The organism is Vibrio sp. MED222 (genome assembly GCF_000153005.1).
GTDB classification, from domain to species: Bacteria; Pseudomonadota; Gammaproteobacteria; order Enterobacterales; family Vibrionaceae; genus Vibrio; species Vibrio tasmaniensis_A.
The window spans coordinates 322,889-341,939 of sequence record NZ_CH902609.1; the positions used below are offsets into that span (position 1 = coordinate 322,889).

Genomic DNA, 19,051 nt, shown 5'->3' on the forward strand with positions numbered 1-19,051 from the left:
ACTAACGTCAAACGTGAAAACACCTAACGGTGAAAAGAGGCTAACGATATGAAAAACATACTGTTCCTAATCGGATTAACAGTCGCATTCTCGTGCTCTGCTCAAACGGTGTACACCTGGGAAGATGAGGATGGTGTGCTTCACTTTAGTGATACCCCTACCGATCAAGGTGCGGAGGCTCTGCGCCTACCTGACGTACAAGCTTCCGCGCCTGCTCCTAAATTTGAGGCTTCAACGCCTGTTGACGCTGCAGATCCCTCTACAACTAAAATGGCAACACCAGTTCAAGCTCAGGAAAAAACGGATAACACGAAACGAGAGGTACCCGCTCAGTTAGCCCTCAGCATGCTGACTCCAGTTCATGATCAAACCATCCGCAGCAACCGTGGCTTAATCCCAATAAAAATAGAACTCAACCGCAAGCTTGGTATTGGAGAGCAGTTGCAATTGATGCTCGATGGTCGTCGTTATGGCGCTCCACAAACCCAACCTAATTGGGAATTGAAAGGTATCGATCGAGGCACTCACACCATTGCAATTCAAGCACATAGAAGCGGCAAGCTTATTGCATCTACTAGTCCAGTCACCGTGTATTTACATCGAGCGACGCTCAAGTAAGCCAATGTGTTAAAAGAGGCCAAATTACCTCTACTTTTCACCTGATCGAAGCAGCTTTCAGCGACTCTAATGAATTATCTTTAGCTTCTGGTTGATATGCGCCATACTTGAACTTAGCTTCGCACCAATTTGGTGCAGTGAGAAAAACACCAGTTCAAGGACGAAATAGTGAATCGATCAGCCAAAAGCGACAGCATAGATACACATCATCTTTCCAGCGCCATTCTCGACAATATGGTGACCTCAACATTGATGCTCGATGAGCAACTGTATGTCCGATACGCCAACCCGGCGGCTGAACAACTCTTTTCGCAAAGTGCACGACGTATCGTTGATCACCCTCTGAGCCAACTTATCCAGCACGCCTCACTGGATTTAGCGCTGTTGACTCAACCGCTACAAAGTGGCCAAAGCATCACAGACAGCGACGTTACCTTTGTGGTTGATAACCGCCCACTAATGCTTGAGGTAACAGTGAGCCCAATCTCTTGGCAGCGAGAAACGCTGTTATTGGTTGAGATGCGCAAGATAGACCAACAAAGACGCCTCAGCCAAGAGCTCAACCAACACGCACAACAACAAGCGGCTAAACTATTGGTGCGTGGATTAGCCCATGAGATTAAGAATCCATTGGGCGGATTAAGAGGAGCCGCGCAGCTACTTGGTAAAATGCTCCCTGATCAGTCCCTTAATGAATATACGCAGATCATTATTGAGCAAGCCGACCGCCTGAGAGCTTTGGTCGATCGCCTGCTTGGCCCACAGAAACCGGGGACCAAATCGGAAGAGAACCTTCACCAAATACTTGAAAAAGTAAGGCAACTCGTCGAGCTAGAATCAGGTTCAACACTCGTCATCGAACGAGACTACGACCCGAGCCTACCGGACATCTTGATGGATTCAGCACAGGTAGAACAAGCCATGCTCAATATAGTGAGCAACGCAGCTCAGATTCTGAAGGCTCAAGAATCAGGAAAAATCACCATTCGCACCAGAACGGTGCATCAAGCAAACATTCATGGTCAGCGACACAAACTCGCCGCTCGCATTGAGATCTGCGACAACGGCCCGGGTATCCCCGATGAATTGAAAGACACCCTGTTTTACCCAATGGTCAGCGGACGAGAAGGAGGTACAGGGCTAGGGCTATCGATATCTCAAAACCTGATCGATCAACACAATGGGAAAATTGATGTTGAAAGCTGGCCGGGCAACACCACATTCACGATTTATTTGCCGATATAAGCAAAGCTGTGTCTCCCACTGGAAACAACGTTTCATTGGCAACACTGAATACCGAACAATAAAAACAACAATGATTATCACAATAGATTTGGCTGCAAAGGATTTGAATTATGAGTAAGGGATACGTTTGGGTCGTCGATGACGACAGCTCTATCCGCTGGGTAGTAGAGAAAACACTTTCATCTGCGGATATAAAGTGTGAAACATTTGCTGATGCAGAGAGCGTATTACTTGCTCTTGAGCGCGAGACACCAGACGTTTTGGTGTCCGACATTCGCATGCCCGGCATTGACGGTATTGAGCTTTTGCATCAGGTTCATCAACGCTCTCCCGACCTGCCAGTGATCATTATGACCGCGCACTCAGACCTTGATGCTGCGGTCAATGCTTATCAAAAAGGCGCTTTTGAGTATCTGCCTAAGCCGTTCGATATCGATGAGACACTGACTTTAGTAGAACGAGCAATCGCCCACAGCCAAGAGCAAAAGCGAGAACAGGCGAGTGAAGCAGTAGAAGACACCAACGCGCCAGAAATCATTGGCGAAGCGCCTGCGATGCAGGAAGTCTTCCGCGCCATTGGTCGTTTGTCTCGGTCATCCATTTCCGTGCTAATCAATGGTGAATCAGGTACAGGCAAAGAACTAGTCGCACACGCCTTACATCGTCACAGCCCAAGAGCGAAAAAGCCCTTTATCGCCCTGAACATGGCTGCGATTCCCAAAGATCTCATCGAGTCAGAACTGTTTGGCCACGAAAAAGGCGCCTTTACCGGTGCTAACAGTGTTCGCCAAGGACGCTTCGAGCAAGCCAACGGGGGTACTCTGTTTCTTGATGAGATTGGCGACATGCCACTCGATATTCAGACTCGACTACTGCGCGTGCTGTCTGATGGCCAGTTTTATCGCGTAGGTGGACATTCTGCGGTTAAGGTCGATGTTCGTATCGTTGCCGCAACCCACCAAGATCTTGAGCGCTTAGTACATGACGGTGGTTTCCGTGAAGACCTTTTCCATCGACTCAACGTTATCCGAATCCATATTCCGGCACTGCGCGAACGTAAACAGGACATTGAAAAGCTGACTCACCACTTCCTAGCATCAGCCGCTGAAGAGCTTGGCGTAGAAGTGAAGACACTACACCCAGAGACCATTCTGAAGCTCAATCAGCTCAATTGGCCGGGTAACGTACGTCAGCTTGAGAACATTTGTCGTTGGCTAACTGTAATGGCGAGCGGCAGCGAAATACTCCCTTCGGATCTACCACCTGAGTTGTTGGAAGAGAAGGTTGTAATCAGCGAAGGTACTGATGGTAATTGGCAACAACTGCTGGCTAATTGGGCCAAGAGTGCGCTTGATTCCGGCGAAAAAGAGCTGCTGACTTATGCTCTACCCGAGTTTGAACGTATATTATTAGAGGCCGCACTCAACCATACTAATGGCCATAAACAAGATGCAGCGAAAGTTTTAGGATGGGGAAGAAACACCCTGACTCGTAAACTCAAAGAGTTGTACTGATCTATATATGCCTTTAGATACATATTTTTTAAAGCTAAAAAAGTGTCGCTTGCTTTGAATAGTATCGGTACAATTACAGTACACTATCTATCCAAACTGTAGCTAAAGATGTCTTTGAAAACACAAATTACCTTGAGAACCGCAGTGGTTCTGCCATTCGTGATGATATTTCTCTTCACTATGGGCGTAATGATTTTCACTCAAAAGCAAAGCTACAAGGAGATGGTGAGTGATATTAGTGCGCGCCAACTAACATCACTCACTGATAACGTTCATCAAAGCCTTGCCGATTTTTTAGAAAAGCCATTTCACGCTAACCTTTCACTAAGTCATAACATCGGTTATCACAACCTTTATAAAGAGGGAAATCTTAGTCAGGTTCAAGACTATATTCTTTACAAGTTTTCTGCGCATTTTCAAGCGATCCCTCAGCTTGATGTAATCGGCTTTGGTTCTGAAGATGGTAACTATGTCGGCTTTCGAAAAGAAACAAACCGCGGCTTAACTTTAATGGCTCGGGATGATCGAACTCAAGGCAAACTTGTCATTTATCGTGGTAATACGATTAGCGGAGACATTCGAACCACAATTTCAGGTTATGACCCTAGAGTTCGCCCTTGGTACACTCCAGTAGTGACACAGAACAAGGCTGTATGGTCATCAATTTATGCCAATGCAGATGAACGACAAGAGATCACTTTATCGGCTCTCGCTCCTATCTATAGTGATAACGAGCTCAAAGGTGTCCTCGCCAGCGATATTAAGATCAACACCTTTAATGCTTTTCTCAAGGATCTCAAAGATAAAACGGATGCCTCTGTTTATATTATTGATAAGCAACAGCGCTTAGTCGCTCATTCGGGCGGAGGCAGCGTGGTCTCTTGGGGAACAGGACAAACAGACAAAGGCCAGCGCTTGTTAGCAACAGAGAGTGCTAACGCGGTAATACGTGAAAGTGCCCGTTATGTAGATAAGTTTCATCTAATCGATGATTTAAATGTGCAGCGCTTTAGTTTTAATTTAGATAACGAACGATATTTCAATCAACTTACCCCTTATGAAGATGAGTACGGCATCACTTGGATTATTGGTATGTCGATCCCAGAAAGTAGCCTACTTGGTGAATTACCAAAAAACCAAAGAAACAGTTGGTTACTCGGTCTAACTCTCAGTTGCATTGGTATTATCGCTGGATTAATTGCCTTTAATCGCGTAACTCAACCCATCACTTCAACTGCAGGGGCAGCAAAGCGCCTCGCCAAAGGTGACTGGGAGACGAGCATGCCAAAAACGGGCAACATCTATGAAATTAGCATGTTAACTGCGTCATTTAATGAAATGACCAACAATTTAAAGGCTTCTTTTCAGGCGTTACAGGCTCAACTTACCTATGACTCATTAACCAAACTGTATAGTCGTGAAGGCTTTATTGATACAGCCAAGAAAAACCCTGAAAACGAAAAAGGTACACTTTATTTAATTGGTATTGACCGCTTTCGAGATATTAATGATAGCCTCGGCCATTACAATGGTGACCAACTGCTTATCATTGCGGCCGCTCGTTTAAGAGGTACGCTACCATCGAACTTCCTGTTAGCTCGAACTGGCGGGGATGAATTTGCGATTTACGCTCCTAACATCAATCAAATAGATGACGTTCAACTACTGACGAGTCGCTTACTTCGAATCTTTACCTCCCCATTTGCCATGGAATCAGAAAGCGTGGTCATCAAAGTATCAATGGGGGTCGTGAATGTCTCGAACGTCAACGACATTACACTGCTGCTACGCAACAGCAGTATAGCCTTGAGCAACGCAAAGCAAGACAAAACCAGTGTCAGTATTTACAACCCAGAAATGGGCAAAGCATCGAGATATCGTACCAAGATGCTGGCACGTCTTAACAAGGCAATTGATCTTCAGCAGTTCGAGCCTTTCTATCAGCCTATAATCGACCTTGAATCTGGAGCTACCATAGGTGCCGAGGCTTTGGCTCGTTGGGTAACGGACGAGGGTATAATCTCACCTTTGGAGTTCATTCCTTTAGCAGAAGAAACAGGATTGATCTACGACATTGGTAAGCAGATTTTGCACAAGTCATGTCGAGATACCGCAATTGCGATTGAATCTGGAAAATGGAATAAAGACTTCTCTATTCACGTTAACTTATCTGTCGACCAACTGAGTGAAAGCGGATTTATTGAATTGGTTAAAACCACGCTGCGTGACACCAAATTACCAGCCCAAAACCTGACGCTAGAGATCACTGAATCACGCATCGTCGACAATGACCAAACCATCATCGATAATATGCTGACGCTAAAAGCACTAGGCATCTCGATTGCAATTGATGACTTTGGTACCGGCTATTCGTCACTGGCTTACTTACACAAACTGCCATTTGATTGCTTAAAGATCGATCGCAGCTTCGTCAGTAAGTTGGAAAAAGAGAACCTAGACAGCTCCATCGTCGCGGCCATCGTCAACATTACCAAGGGTTTCAAAGTGAGTTTGGTGGCAGAAGGCGTTGAAACACAACAACAAGCTGAACTACTCAAGCAGCTTCAATGCCCATTAGCTCAAGGTTTCTTATACAGCCGTCCAGTTCCGTTTGACCAATGGCCTACCGACCTAGGCAGTAAGCTAAATGCCAAGTTTAAAACGAATAACAAAGTCGAATAAAACGCAGAGGCTAAACAGGGCACCAAAGAGAGCCGCGCCTAAATCAGGCAGAAACCGAATGAGTCAGATACAAAAATGCCAGCATGATGCTGGCATTTTTTATGTTTCTATTCTCTATCGAGTTATTAGATGACGCGAGAGAATTGCTGTTGGCGAGCCTTGGCACGTAGGTATTTATCAAAACACATACAGATGTTACGGATCAGCAAACGGCCACGCAAAGTTACGCGGATTTCTTTGTCATCGACTTCAACCAACTCATCGTTGATAAAGGTTTGTAGAAGCTCTAAATCTTCTTTGAAGTAGCGATTAAAGTTAACCGAGAACTCAGATTCGATCATTGTTTTATCAAGCTTGAAGTTACAAATCAGCTGCTTGATCACTTCACGACGTAGAAGGTCGTCACTGTCTAGTGCAACACCTTTCCAAAGTGCATGGCGCAGGTCATTCACTTGAGCGTAGTACTTCTTCAGCTCTTTCTGGTTTTGAGCGTAAGCATCACCGACCATTGAGATAGCAGAAACACCGAAACCAATTAAGTCAGCTTCACCTTGGGTCGTGTAGCCTTGGAAGTTACGATGCAGAATACCTTCACGTTGTGCTACGGCTAGCTCGTCTTCAGGTAATGCGAAGTGATCCATACCTATGAACTGATAACCCGCCCCGGTTAGCGTCTCGATAGTATCTTGTAAGATAGCCATCTTCTCTTTAGCTTCAGGTAGGTCTTCATCTTTTATCTTACGCTGCGCAGCAAACAGTTGCGGCATGTGTGCGTAGTTAAATACAGATAAACGGCCCGGCTTCATTTCTAACACTTGCTTCAATGTTTCAGCGAACAAAGCTTGAGTCTGCTTTGGTAGGCCGTAGATCAAATCCAGGTTAGTTGAACGGAAGCCTAGCTCTGTCGCACGTTGAACCATTGCAATAATGAACTCTTCATCTTGCTCACGGTTAACCAGCTTCTGTACTTCTTTATTAAAGTCTTGCACGCCAATGCTCAGGCGGTTGAAGCCTTCATTTCGAAGGTGGTCAAGTACGTCTAGCTCAATCTCACGCGGGTCAACTTCAATACTGATTTCAGCGTCAGCGGTGAAGTTAAACTCTTCACGCAAAATGCCCATCAAACGAGTGATTTGTGTTTTGGTCAAGAACGTTGGTGTACCACCACCGAAGTGCAGTTGAGTCACTTTACGGCCATTCAATAACGAGGCGCGCTGGCGGATTTCATGTTCAATCACATCCAAGTACTCATCCGCTTTATGCGAGTGACGAGTAATGACTTTATTACAACCACAGTAGTAACAAAGCTTGTGACAAAATGGGATATGCACGTAAAGAGAGAGTGGACGATCAGGATATTGAGTACACGCCATGTCGTAATCAGCGACAGTAAACGCTTCATGAAACTCCAACGCAGTTGGGTATGAGGTGTAACGAGGTCCCGAATAGTTGTACTTGTTTAAGATTTCTTGATCCCAAACGATTTGCTGATTCGTTGTTACTGGCTTGCTCGACATAGCGGTACTTCCAATTTAGATCCGCGAGAACCTAAGGTCTCTCAAATCATTTTACATACATTAAAATATAGACGGGTTATTTTGCCACACGACCAGTAAGGTCGTTCCAAGACAAAATCAATTTTTCAGACAAAAACTCAGAACTGCTAGCTTGATCACTAACAAAGCGTCGGGATTAACGAGACGCAAAAGGTAAGAAAGCCCATTTAACATTGTCTATTAAAAAGCAAGGCGACTTAAAAACAATATGCCTTTAAGACAAAGCGTCTTAAAGGCATAGGTATTAAAAGCAGCACGTCTTAAAAATGGAGTGTTCAACAAGCCTCTATATTAAATAGTCTTAGTGACTAGATCATCTGAATGTTGATTTGGTTGTTGAGAGGCTTAACCTTCTCCTGCAACCTTTTCAAATCTTCGATGACCGCATCATTCAAGCGAGTCTCTGCCTTATGGCGCGTGAGATTCTGCTGCATGCGATCTTTCTTCGTCAGTTCCTGTCTTGCATCTCCGCGAGCCATATCTTTTACGATATGGTACAGCTCAGAAAGAGCAGGATACTCAGAATCAAAATCGACACGCTCATCACCCTGAACGTTATCCATAATGATACACACTCGGATACTGATCTCAGGTAAGTCACACTGGCCTTGAATACCCGCTAAGCACAAAGTATTTACGTTTTCGTAAATCGTCGCGTTACGTTTTTCAATGGCAAGTGCTTGATGCTGCTTTTGCAACTCCGTCTGCTTCTTCACTTGAAGTAGAAGGTAACCTGCGTAAGAGCCCAAGCCGAGAATGATAATTCCACCAGCAATTGCTAATAAGGTTACGTTCATTGGCTATTAACCTTTAAAGCTGTCTAAGTCGAAATCTTCGAATTGAGATAGCAAGTCTTCGTCAGAGCTTGCTTTCTTCTTAGAGGCAACCGGTGCTTCTTCGAAGATCTCTTCTTCATCGTCTTCTGGCTCTAGCAGACCTAAGCGGCCCATTAGGTGTTCGATACGATCAAGTTTCTCATCAACAAACTTCTGCAGACCAGCACCTAGGTTTTCACCATTTTCGATACGATCTAGCAATGTGTTCAGTTGAGCATCATTCTCAAGCATCTCTAACTCTTGTTCGTTAGATAGCTTGCGCTCTTGTTTCGTCGACTTCTTCGCTGGTTCAACAATCAGCGGGATTTTTTTCTTGCTGCCTAAACGAGGGTCGCGAGCTAGTGCAGCTTTACGCTGTTTTGCTTCGCTACCATCAGAGTGACGGCTGCCAGACTTAAGGCCTTTACGCTTTTTAACACGCTTACGTTCACGACCTTCAACATCAGATTCACTACGGTTACGAGTAACCATAGGTTCCGGAGCGCCAAGTGCTCCCGGTTTTCTTGATTTCTTACTACGACCCATTACTGCACTTTCCTCAGTAAAATTACATCATTTCCAAAAAATTCTAGTTCGAGCTTATCCCGCTCTGCCAAAAACTGGAATGTTTGACGACTAAAGAAGACGACATGTGTCGGGTCATTCTTGTAGTGCCAACCAGCAAACGCGTCTACGTCTATTACTAGTTTAGTCATAAGACCAATCCAGCCCTTGGGTTTAACTAAATTCAACCATTGCTGCCACACTTTGTCTGGGTGATAAAGATGCTCTATCACCTCCGTGGCAGTCATAAAGTCATACGTTTTTTCCAACACAGAAGCTTCTGGGTGGTAATAGATATCGTACAACTCCATGGTGTGTCCGGCTTCTTCTAACATAATAGATAGCGTAGGGCCTGGGCCACAACCAAAATCCAACCCGTGTGAGTTAGATGAAATTTTGTCTGTTAGTGGATCCGCGATGCGAGATAGAAAACGGCGATAGCCTGCATCACTAGGATCGTTCTCATGGAGATCATAGTGTGCTTTCTCTTCTTTTGCTTCTAACCTTTGTTCAGGTTTAACAAATACCAGTTCACATTGCTGACACTGCAGATAGGCTCTGCGTTTGTCTTCAAAATAGTGATTCACGCCTTGGTGATGGCATAAGGGACAAGTATACATAGCACATCCTTAAACAGGGATGCGAAACATACCAGAAACTGAGTTTATAGTGGAGAGGTATTGGGTGTTTTTTCATCAAATCAATAAAAAAAGCGATAGGAAAACCTATCGCTCTCTAAATCTGCCTATATCGGCCAAAATTTGCATACTCAACTTGGTACACAAATCTCCATTTGTTATTGGTGCTTTCCATGCCAAATTTGTTTGTTGTTCATCGTCCTGATGAGTTTTGGCTATCCTTTTCTAACACCTTGTTGCTGGGCTGTCCTAGCCTGATCCGTTTCTGTCTATACCGTTAGACTAGATGACCATCCGTATCTAAGTCAGCTCCTAGCTGATGGCGGCTACTTTACCTTTTTACAAAAAGACTACAAGAGTGCGAGCTCACACTTTTGTACACAATTCGAACACGCATTGATAAATTAGACATTAACACAAACCGGATATATAAAATCAATACAAAAGAAAACGCCCCAACCATTACTGATCGGGGCGTCTCTTCAATCTCGCTCGAACGTACATTTCATTACTCTGGCTAAGAGCAAGAAACCGACATATTAGTGTAAACCACCAACGTACTTCGATAAGGTATCAATATCTGCGTCTGTTAACTTTTTAGCTACATCACGCATCATCGCATTCATGTCGTTATTACGGTTACCATCGCGGAATTTCTCAAGTTGAGCCTTGATGTAATCTGCGTGCTGACCTGAAATCTTAGGGAAACCAGAAAGTTCGGTACCATTACCACGAGGGCCGTGACAAGCAATACAAGCCGTTACGCCGCGTTCTGCGTTACCCGCAGTGTAAAGAACCTTACCTTCATCTACTACATTTTCAGGAGTAGAGTTACTAGAGATAGGGAGAGATGCGTAGTATGCCGCTAGGTCAGCCATATCTTCTTCAGATAAAGGCATCGCCATTGCACCCATTACAGGCTCGTAACGACCTTGTTTACCACCACTCGTCATACCTAGCTTAAGCTCTTTTAACTGCTTCTCTAGATACTTCTCATGTTGACCAGCCAGCTTAGGATACTGAGTGATCAGACTGTTGCCGTCAGCACCGTGGCAGGCAACACATGTTTGTGATTTGGCTTTACCAGCTTCAATACTACCTTGAGCCCATACTGAGCAGCTGGCTAAAAGACTCAAAATTAGCGCTAATTTCTTCATGACATTCCATTATAATTATCAAGCTTCCAGTACCACTCTATGTTGCCACTCATGGTACAATAGGCGACCTTATGCCGAGCACGGTTATTTTACACAAATTCACAAAAAAGTAATCAATCGACTACACAAAGTCGAGATGGAGTTAACAGTGAGCGTAAAAATTCATTATCAAAACACGCATTTCATTACCAGTGCACCTGATATTCGTCACTTACCAGAAGACGAAGGGATCGAAATTGCGTTTGCAGGACGCTCCAATGCTGGTAAATCTAGCGCACTAAACCGCGTTACAAACCAAAAAAGCTTGGCGAAAACCAGTAAAACCCCAGGTCGAACTCAGCTAATTAACCTATTTAAGGTTACCGACGGCTGTCATATTGTCGATTTACCGGGATATGGCTTCGCTCAAGTACCGCTTGAGATGAAGAAAAAATGGCAGAAGTCGCTAGGTGAATACCTACAACGACGTGAAAGCCTAAAAGGTTTAGTGGTATTGATGGATATCCGTCACCCAATGAAGGACCTTGACCAACAAATGATCTACTGGGCTATCGATAGCCGCATCCCAGTACAGGTTTTGTTAACAAAAGCAGACAAACTGAAAAGCGGTGCGCGTAAAGCACAGCTACTGAAAATCCGTAATGATGCGAAATCTTTCGGTGGTGATGTAGCGGTTGATGTCTTCTCTTCAATGAAGGGCATCGGCGTTGACCAACTGCGTGCCAAGATGGATGAGTGGTTTGCACCTGTGTTTGCTGATCAGATCATTGATGAGCTAGCGGACGAAGAGCAAAACGACTCAGAGTAATTCTTCTATCTATAGCTTTATCTATAATTAGAAGTTAAAGCACTTACAGCAAGTGATTTAGCCTTATTAATACCCTTCCTTATATAGGTGGGGTATTTTTTTGCCCAAAAATTAGTGAGTTAAACCTAAGTCTTGAGAATTAAAGACAAGATTAATCAGTTAGAAACGAGAGAAGTGAACCATACTAAAAGACACATCTAAATAAACAGAACAATGAGAAAGGAATACTCATGTGGAAAACACCATTGGCCATCATTGCACTTATGTTGATCTCACTGACAGGGTTCGCCTCTGAAGCAGAACAAGAACAAACCCCACTGATCAATGTTGATATGACCTTGGACTTGGATGGTATGGAAAAATACGCTCAAGACGCGAGTGAGTCTCTTGAGGTGATATCGCAATCTTTGCAGGCGATAGTCAACAACCCCAACCTCAGCAATGACCAACAACAAGCCTTGAATCAAACCGTTGAAAGCATCAATCAGCTTGCGAGCTCCACCAAGACATCACTCAATCAACTCCCACAAGTCTTAGACCAATCTCGACTCGCCTTTAAGAAAACCAGTCAATTACTGCTAGATGATATCCAAACTAAAATCATTATTGCGTTGGCAGCCGTTATCACTGTCATTGTTATCGCGTTGACCGCTATCTATCTACTTATCCTAAAACCCATGCAGCAAACCTTGGTGGAAGCGACCAACAATATCTCTTCTATGGCGCAATCTATCCAGATCACGGCCGAAGCTCTGAAATACAGCACAGAGAAACAACAGGAAATCATGGACTACATTGAGCATTCACCCACTCAATATACTGATAAATAAGACGTAAACGATCAATGCATTATGAGTCACTTGTAAAATAAAAGTTATTTTCAAGAATAAAACAATGCACTTAGAGACGGATTAAAATTACCAATTGCTGATTGAATTCCAGATCTAAGGCAATCAAGTGTTTATCACGGAGCTTAGGGAAAGCGTAACAAAAGGCACTAAAAATGGGAGATTTTACGGGGGAATAGTAGGTTGGAGATATTTTTCTTTCGCACAAGAAAAAACGCCCCAGTCAAATACTGACTGGGGCGGCTGAATCAGCCTAATCCAATAACGTGAAACAAAAGGTCTGAAAGATAGAACATCTTACCTCTGTACCCTACAAGATTTAATGTACAACAATTGCTCAGAAATGAAAACCATTTTTGTAGTTTTTTTTCATGAACGTTTTATTAAAACACCCAAAATCTTCTTATGACTTAACTTTATTCGAGACAAAAAAAAGCCAGTGTTTGTGCACTGGCTCATACTAATTTACTCAATAAGGTCAAAAACTGATTAGTGGGCTTGATCCCAGTTGTCACCGTGGCCAGCTTCCGCGACAAGCGGTACTTCTAGCTCTGCGGCGGATTCCATCAATTCTTGTACTTTACTTTCAATTTCGGCTAAAGCTGACTCTTCCACTTCGAAGACCAATTCATCGTGTACTTGCATAAGCAGTTTCACACGACCATCGCCTTCCGCTTGAATCCATTCATCAACCAACAGCATCGCTTTCTTAATGATATCTGCTGCTGTGCCCTGCATTGGCGCGTTGATTGCCGCACGTTCAGCAGCCTTACGACGCATGCCATTTCGAGATTGAATCTCAGGAAGGTGCAGACGACGACCGTAAATGGTTTCAACAAAGCCTTGCTCTGAAGCCGCGCTGCGTGTGTCTTCCATATACTGCATCACACCTGGGTAACGCTCAAAGTAAGTATCCATGTAGTGTTGTGCTTCGCCACGAGGAATACCTAGCTGCTTAGCCAAACCAAAAGCACTCATGCCGTAGATAAGACCAAAGTTAACCGCTTTAGCACGACGACGCTGCTCAGTGGTCACACTCTCAATATCAACACCAATGATCTCAGCAGCCGTTGCCGCGTGGATATCTTTGCCTTGTTGGAATGCTTCCAGCAGCGCTTTGTCACCTGATAGGTGCGCCATGATACGCAATTCAATTTGAGAGTAATCGACCGCTAGAATCTTCCAACCATGTTGTGCAACGAATGCTTGGCGGATACGACGACCTTCTTCATTACGAATTGGGATGTTCTGTAGGTTTGGATCAGTCGAAGACAAACGGCCCGTCGCGGTCACCGCTTGATGATAAGACGTATGAACACGACCAGTCTCAGCGTTGATCATCTTCGGCAGTTTATCTGTGTACGTCGACTTAAGCTTCGCAAGACCACGATACTCAATGATCAACTTAGGTAGCGGGTAATCAAGCGCCAGCTCTTGAAGCACTTCTTCGTTGGTTGAAGGTGCACCTGATGGCGTTTTCTTGATAACTGGCAGACCCATTTTCTCAAACAGGATCGCTTGCAGTTGTTTTGGCGAGTTCATATTGAACTCTTGCTCTGCTATCTCGTAAGCTTTCTGCTCTAGCTCATCCAGACGAACCGCAATCTCTTGTGATTGAGCGCCTAGCAACATGTCATCAATGAATACACCAGTGCGTTCAATGCGAGACATCACAGGGATCAACGGTACTTCGATTTCTTCATAGATGGTTTTAAGCTTTTCATCTTGCTCGATGTTTTCCATCAGGCGGTTATGCAAACGTAGTGTCACGTCAGCATCTTCTGCAGCGTATGGAGACGCCTCACCCAGTTCAATCTGGTTGAAAGTAAGCTGTTTCTTGCCTTTACCTGCGATTTGCTCAAATGAGATGCAGCTGTGCTGAAGGAAACGCAGCGCTAGGCTGTCCATATCATGCTTGCCACCTACGCTGTTGAAAACGTAAGACGCCAGCATGGTATCGTGTTTGATGCCTTTCATCTCGATACCGTAGCGCGCTAGCACACTCATATCGTACTTCAGGTTTTGACCCACTTTAGCTTGAGCATCATCTTCAAGAATCGGTTTCAGTTGTTCAAGTACCCAATCACGATCCAGCTGTTGCGGTGCATCTAGGTAATCATGAGCAACCGGTACGTAAGCGGCAACGCCCTCGTCCGTCGCAAATGATAGACCGACCAAGTTCGCCACCATGTAATCAAGGCTGTCTGTCTCAGTATCAAAAGCAAACAATTCAGCTGCTTTAAGCTTTTCTAACCAAACATTGAATGACGCTTCATCTAGAATCGTTTCGTAGTTGCTACGATCAATCGTCACGGCAGACGTATTCATCTCTACAGTAGAAGCGCTGCTACGTACTGATCCAGCTCCCGCTGCGGAAGATTTCTCATCCGCCTCAACCACTCCGCTGCCACCTTCAAGGAGCTCGTTCAGCCAAGATTTGAAAACCAATTGACCGTATAGCTTGATCAACTCATCGATATTGGGTTGAGCTTTTACCAATGACTCAGGCGTCTCTTCAAGCTCAACATCTAGCTTGATTGTTGCAAGCTCGTAGGACATGTCAGCATTGGCTTTATTATCAGCCAGCTTCTTAGCCATCGTCTTCGAACCGCGGAAACCAAGCGCCGCAATATCATCAAGATTCTGATACAACTTTTCGATACTACCAATGCCTTGTAGTAAAGCCGTCGCTGTCTTGTCACCCACACCCGGAACACCAGGGATGTTATCGACTTTATCGCCCATCAGTGCCAAGTAATCGATGATCAGTTCTGGTGGGATACCAAACTTCTCAATCACACCTTCGCGATCCATTACCACGTTGGTCATGGTGTTGATCAGAGTAACGTTGTCATCAACTAACTGCGCCATATCTTTATCACCAGTACTGATAAGTACAGGCATCCCCATCGCAGAAGCTTGAGAAGCCAACGTACCAATCACGTCATCTGCTTCAACGCCAGGAATAGAGATAAGTGGCAAACCCATCGCACGAATCACATTGTGCAATGGTTCTATCTGGCAACGAAGATCGTCAGGCATAGGTGGGCGGTTTGCTTTGTACTCTGGGTACATGTCATCACGGAACGTTTTCCCTTTCGCATCAAAAATAACCGCAATACGATCAGAAGCAAATTGACGCATCATGCTGCGTAGCATGTTAACTACACCATAAACAGCGTTCGTTGGGATATCACCATTGCTCATGGTGCCAGGGTAAGCATGGAACGCGCGATATAGGTAAGAAGAGCCATCGATCAGAATCAATGGATTATCAGGAATACGAGCCATAATATTTGTGAATCCAGTAAGTACAGAAATTATCTGTTAAGAATGCCACGTCTGTTGGTTGGATTCCATGTTGTCGATCTGTATCCGTTCACTCGGTTGTATTCGTTATAATCGATTTGTTGTTATTTTTTGTTCTTAGACGCAAGCGTTCTGTGGATAACTCTGTTTATATTATTTATCCACCCTGTTGAGAAGTAAGGTTAACAAATCAAAAAACACCAGCAATACACTGAAAATAAAGAATAATTTTACAGATCGAACATATGACCAACGATCTTTTTACGATCCTGCATTGTGGAAAAGAATGCTGATGGCGTTTTATTCATAAAAAAACGTGCCACTAAATATGCATATTGTTGAATTGGAGGTATAAAAAAAGCGACACCCGAAGATGTCGCCTAGCAAAAACTGGTAAAGCCATTCAAATTGAATACCACAGCTTTACCTAAAAGCTATAAATTACACTGGAAGCAATGTGAGCAATGTCGTGTCAAAAAGAACTTAGTACAAGTTCGCGAGAATTCTGTTGGGTAACCAAGTTGATACTTGAGTACTTAACATCCTTGTGAACATTTCCTCATTCCCTAAGACAGGGTTAATAATAATGATTCTCATTTAATAGTCAACAACTAAATGATAATAAATCTCATTAAATTCATTTTAAATGATTTATCACCCCGATAAAGCAAATCATTAAGCTGATAATTGCTTCACGAAATGGATTCGATTTTCATTAATCTCTTCTTTTTCTTCCAATTTTTCAATTCGATATCCATTTTTCAATAGTAAACACAGCATCGCAGGAAACTGGTTACGAGATTTTACTTTCAGTTGCTCATAACCCCGCTCTTGTGCCCACTGCTCCTGAACATCTAATTGAGCCTGTGCGACCCCCTTATTTCTTGCAAGCGGTGACACACCACCAAACCAACTATAGAAAGTATTTGAGTTAAGCTCATAACCAATTTTAAAGCCGAGTAACACGTTCGCCTCTTCAGCCACTAAGATCAGGCTCTTTTTCCCTTCAAGCCGAGCTGCCAGTGAAGCGACACTCTCTTTTCTAGCAAATTCAGAGATCTGCTCGACAACAGACACAACCTCTCCCAGTGAACCTTCACGTACTATGACTGACATCTTCTTCCATCCTCATAAGCGAAAGGGCTGACACAATGGCCAACCCTTTTACTGAATATCACTTAAGTTAACGTTAAGTTGTTACTTTTCTTTTAAGTGCTTGGCTGCTTGTGCATTGTCTTCAGCAAGCCACTCTGCAACATCTTTAGCGAAGTAAGTCAGAATGCCATCAGCACCAGCACGCTTAAAGCACAGAAGTGATTCCATAACGGTGTCGCGTTCTTTCAGCCAACCGTTTTGAATTGCTGCTTTGTGCATCGCATACTCACCAGACACTTGATAAGCATACGTTGGTGCTTGAAGTTCATGTTTCACACGACGCACGATGTCTAAGTAAGGCATGCCTGGCTTAACCATCACCATATCCGCACCTTCATTGAGATCCATTGCCACTTCGTGAATCGCTTCATCGCTGTTGGCTGGATCCATCTGGTAGTTCTTCTTATTACCACCTTTCAGGTTCGAAGCACTGCCGACTGCATCACGAAATGGGCCGTAATAGCACGATGCGTATTTCGCAGAGTACGCCATAATCTGAGTATGAATATAACCCGCTTCCTCTAACGCTTCACGGATCTTACCAATACGACCATCCATCATATCCGACGGAGCAACCACATCTGCACCGGCTTCAGCATGCGATAACGCCTGCTGAATCAACACTTCAGTCGTTTCATCATTCATCACGTAACCATCTTCATCGATGATGCCGTCCTGGCCGTGAGTGGTAAATGGGTCCAGTGCAACATCAGTAATCACACCCATATTTGGCACGTGCTCTTTTAATGAACGTACCGCACGCTGCACTAAACCTTCTGAATTATGAGCTTCAGCCGCGCATAAGCTTTTAGCATCTTGGTTCACGACCGGAAACAGAGCAATCGCAGGAACACCCAATTTTGACAGGTAATCCGCTTCTTCAAGCATCAGATCGATCGACAAGCGTTCAACACCCGGCATTGACTCGACAGGCTCGCGGCGGTCTTTACCCATCAGGATAAACATTGGGTAGATGAGGTCATCCACAGACAATTGATTTTCTGCCATTAGGCGACGGCTAAAGTCGTGCTTACGCATACGGCGCATACGGCGACCTGGGAATTGACCTTGAATTGAAACAGACACTAGATTCTCCTTGCCTAGTCTAAGCACCGAAATGCTTAGATATGAAAAGTGCTAAATACAGGCAAAAGCATATCACTGATGGCTCAGGACGCTAGCAGTAAAATATAAAACCCACTCAAAAACAGGGATAAATGGCAAAAAATGACCTTCTCCTCACACTGCCGTATACTCATGACAACTCAGTAAAGACTGCTTTCAGGACAAAATAATGATCGACACCCATGCTCATATTTACGCGAGCGAATTCGATGAAGACCGTGAACAAGTCGTGCAGCGCGCACTGGTTCAAGGTATTGATACCATTCTATTGCCGAACATCGATTTAGCTTCTATCGAGCCCATGTTAGCGACGGAAGCTCAGTTTCCTGATGTGTGTCGTTCAATGATGGGCTTACACCCTTGTTATGTGGATGCGAATATCGAGCAGACCCTCAAAGCCATTCGAGCTTGGTTTGATAAACATGACTTTATCGCCGTGGGTGAGATTGGTATCGACTTGTACTGGGATAAAACCTTCAAGGCTGAACAAGAGATGGCTTTCGTGACTCAGCTGCAGTGGGCAAAAGAGCTCGATCTGCCAGTGGTGATCCACACTCGTGATTCTATTGAAGAGACACTTGCCTTACTTCGTAAAGAACAAGACGGCAGCTTACGTGGCGTATTCCACTGCTTTGGCAGCAGCTTAGAGGAGGCTCAAGCGATCAACGAGCTAGGCTTTCACTTAGGTTTAGGCGGTGTATCGACCTTTAAGAACTCAGGAATGGACAAGGTGATTCCACATCTTGATATGAATTACGTCATTCTAGAGACAGATTGCCCATACTTGGCACCAACACCGAATCGCGGTAAACGTAATGAGCCAGCCTACACGGAATTGGTAGCAAAACGCATCGCTGAATTGCGTGGAATGACCCTTGAAGAAGTCGACAATATAACGACCAGCAACGCTAAATTACTGTTTGGTTTATAATATAAATCGCAGTAAATCATCAGAAATAACGCAGTGATCGAGCTTTAAAACAAGTGAGCGTAACCCGTTATTTATGACGAAGGTAT

16 protein-coding genes are annotated in these 19,051 nt (G+C 44.3%); 7 read left to right on the plus strand and 9 right to left on the minus strand.

All coding sequences use genetic code 11. From position 1 onward, the window contains the following. The first annotated feature begins 48 nt into the window (after positions 1-48). The 4 genes from MED222_RS05650 (at position 49) to MED222_RS05635 (ending at position 6,059) form a co-directional block, all read left to right on the plus strand. Positions 49-618: a DUF4124 domain-containing protein gene (locus MED222_RS05650; protein ID WP_009848038.1), complete on the plus strand. Its 570-nt coding sequence runs from the start codon at positions 49-51 to the stop codon at positions 616-618. 168 nt (positions 619-786) lie between these two features. Beyond that, entirely contained in the window at positions 787-1,863 is a 1,077-nt protein-coding gene (gene glnL, locus MED222_RS05645) for a nitrogen regulation protein NR(II) (RefSeq protein WP_012602997.1), read from the plus strand. Between the two features lie 110 nt (positions 1,864-1,973). Then, positions 1,974-3,377, plus strand: a complete 1,404-nt coding sequence (gene glnG, locus MED222_RS05640; RefSeq protein ID WP_009848040.1) for a nitrogen regulation protein NR(I) — start codon at positions 1,974-1,976, stop codon at positions 3,375-3,377. A 108-nt stretch (positions 3,378-3,485) separates the two neighbouring features. Then, a complete protein-coding gene (locus MED222_RS05635; RefSeq protein WP_009848041.1) occupies positions 3,486-6,059 on the plus strand; it encodes a bifunctional diguanylate cyclase/phosphodiesterase in 2,574 nt (857 codons plus the stop codon). Positions 6,060-6,184: 125 nt separating this feature from the next. On the opposite strand, the gene hemN is transcribed toward MED222_RS05635, so the two are convergent. From hemN to MED222_RS05610, 5 genes are all read right to left on the minus strand, one after another. Continuing rightward, positions 6,185-7,576 carry an oxygen-independent coproporphyrinogen III oxidase gene (hemN, locus tag MED222_RS05630; RefSeq protein WP_009848042.1) on the minus strand — a complete coding sequence of 464 codons (1,392 nt, stop codon included), beginning with the start codon at positions 7,574-7,576 and terminating at the stop codon, positions 6,185-6,187. Positions 7,577-7,923: 347 nt separating this feature from the next. Next, a complete protein-coding gene (locus tag MED222_RS05625) occupies positions 7,924-8,412 on the minus strand; it encodes a DUF2489 domain-containing protein (RefSeq protein WP_009848043.1) in 489 nt (162 codons plus the stop codon). 6 nt (positions 8,413-8,418) lie between these two features. Then, positions 8,419-8,976 (minus strand): Der GTPase-activating protein YihI, encoded by a 558-nt coding sequence (gene yihI / locus MED222_RS05620; RefSeq protein WP_004735577.1) that lies wholly within the window; start codon positions 8,974-8,976, stop codon positions 8,419-8,421. Next, the gene (locus tag MED222_RS05615) at positions 8,976-9,614 is read right to left on the minus strand and encodes a class I SAM-dependent methyltransferase (protein WP_004735576.1); all 639 of its coding nucleotides are present in this window, start codon (positions 9,612-9,614) and stop codon (positions 8,976-8,978) included. The genes yihI and MED222_RS05615 overlap by 1 nt, the downstream gene beginning before the upstream one ends. Positions 9,615-10,171: 557 nt before the next feature. Further along, the gene (locus MED222_RS05610) at positions 10,172-10,789 is read right to left on the minus strand and encodes a c-type cytochrome (RefSeq protein WP_009848044.1); all 618 of its coding nucleotides are present in this window, start codon (positions 10,787-10,789) and stop codon (positions 10,172-10,174) included. 148 nt (positions 10,790-10,937) lie between these two features. On the opposite strand from MED222_RS05610, the gene yihA reads away from it, so the two are divergent. Together yihA and MED222_RS05600 are read left to right on the plus strand one after the other, a co-directional pair. Beyond that, on the plus strand, positions 10,938-11,597 hold the full coding sequence (gene yihA, locus MED222_RS05605) for a ribosome biogenesis GTP-binding protein YihA/YsxC (RefSeq protein WP_009848045.1): 660 nt from the start codon (positions 10,938-10,940) through the stop codon (positions 11,595-11,597). A gap of 230 nt (positions 11,598-11,827) precedes the next feature. Next, entirely contained in the window at positions 11,828-12,427 is a 600-nt protein-coding gene (locus tag MED222_RS05600; protein ID WP_009848046.1) for a hypothetical protein, read from the plus strand. 266 nt (positions 12,428-12,693) lie between these two features. Here MED222_RS05600 and MED222_RS22845 read toward each other — a convergent pair whose 3' ends face one another. The 4 genes from MED222_RS22845 to hemB form a co-directional block, all read right to left on the minus strand. Further along, a complete protein-coding gene (locus MED222_RS22845; RefSeq protein WP_438356636.1) occupies positions 12,694-12,741 on the minus strand; it encodes a hypothetical protein in 48 nt (15 codons plus the stop codon). 193 nt (positions 12,742-12,934) lie between these two features. Beyond that, positions 12,935-15,736 carry a DNA polymerase I gene (gene polA / locus MED222_RS05595; RefSeq protein WP_009848047.1) on the minus strand — a complete coding sequence of 934 codons (2,802 nt, stop codon included), beginning with the start codon at positions 15,734-15,736 and terminating at the stop codon, positions 12,935-12,937. Positions 15,737-16,429: 693 nt separating this feature from the next. Then, complete coding sequence (locus tag MED222_RS05590) at positions 16,430-16,870, minus strand: GNAT family N-acetyltransferase (RefSeq protein ID WP_009848048.1); 441 nt, start codon at positions 16,868-16,870, stop codon at positions 16,430-16,432. Between the two features lie 81 nt (positions 16,871-16,951). After that, positions 16,952-17,995 carry a porphobilinogen synthase gene (hemB, locus tag MED222_RS05585; RefSeq protein WP_009848049.1) on the minus strand — a complete coding sequence of 348 codons (1,044 nt, stop codon included), beginning with the start codon at positions 17,993-17,995 and terminating at the stop codon, positions 16,952-16,954. Positions 17,996-18,203: 208 nt separating this feature from the next. Here hemB and MED222_RS05580 point away from each other — a divergent pair, with 208 nt between their 5' ends. Then, on the plus strand, positions 18,204-18,965 hold the full coding sequence (locus MED222_RS05580; protein ID WP_009848050.1) for a TatD family hydrolase: 762 nt from the start codon (positions 18,204-18,206) through the stop codon (positions 18,963-18,965). Positions 18,966-19,051: the final 86 nt, after the last annotated feature.

Excerpts from the sequence above, each read along its gene's own strand:
- polA (WP_009848047.1), bottom strand. The coding sequence starts at position 15,736 with ATGGCTCGTATTCCTGATAATCCATTGATTCTGATCGATGGCTCTTCT.
- glnG (WP_009848040.1), top strand. The coding sequence starts at position 1,974 with ATGAGTAAGGGATACGTTTGGGTCGTCGATGACGACAGCTCTATCCGC.
- MED222_RS05650 (WP_009848038.1), top strand. The coding sequence starts at position 49 with ATGAAAAACATACTGTTCCTAATCGGATTAACAGTCGCATTCTCGTGC.
- MED222_RS05580 (WP_009848050.1), top strand. The coding sequence starts at position 18,204 with ATGATCGACACCCATGCTCATATTTACGCGAGCGAATTCGATGAAGAC.
- yihI (WP_004735577.1), bottom strand. The coding sequence starts at position 8,976 with ATGGGTCGTAGTAAGAAATCAAGAAAACCGGGAGCACTTGGCGCTCCG.
- MED222_RS05625 (WP_009848043.1), bottom strand. The coding sequence starts at position 8,412 with ATGAACGTAACCTTATTAGCAATTGCTGGTGGAATTATCATTCTCGGC.
- hemN (WP_009848042.1), bottom strand. The coding sequence starts at position 7,576 with ATGTCGAGCAAGCCAGTAACAACGAATCAGCAAATCGTTTGGGATCAA.
- MED222_RS05600 (WP_009848046.1), top strand. The coding sequence starts at position 11,828 with ATGTGGAAAACACCATTGGCCATCATTGCACTTATGTTGATCTCACTG.
- MED222_RS05610 (WP_009848044.1), bottom strand. The coding sequence starts at position 10,789 with ATGAAGAAATTAGCGCTAATTTTGAGTCTTTTAGCCAGCTGCTCAGTA.
- MED222_RS05590 (WP_009848048.1), bottom strand. The coding sequence starts at position 16,870 with ATGTCAGTCATAGTACGTGAAGGTTCACTGGGAGAGGTTGTGTCTGTT.
- MED222_RS05635 (WP_009848041.1), top strand. The coding sequence starts at position 3,486 with ATGTCTTTGAAAACACAAATTACCTTGAGAACCGCAGTGGTTCTGCCA.
- MED222_RS05615 (WP_004735576.1), bottom strand. The coding sequence starts at position 9,614 with ATGTATACTTGTCCCTTATGCCATCACCAAGGCGTGAATCACTATTTT.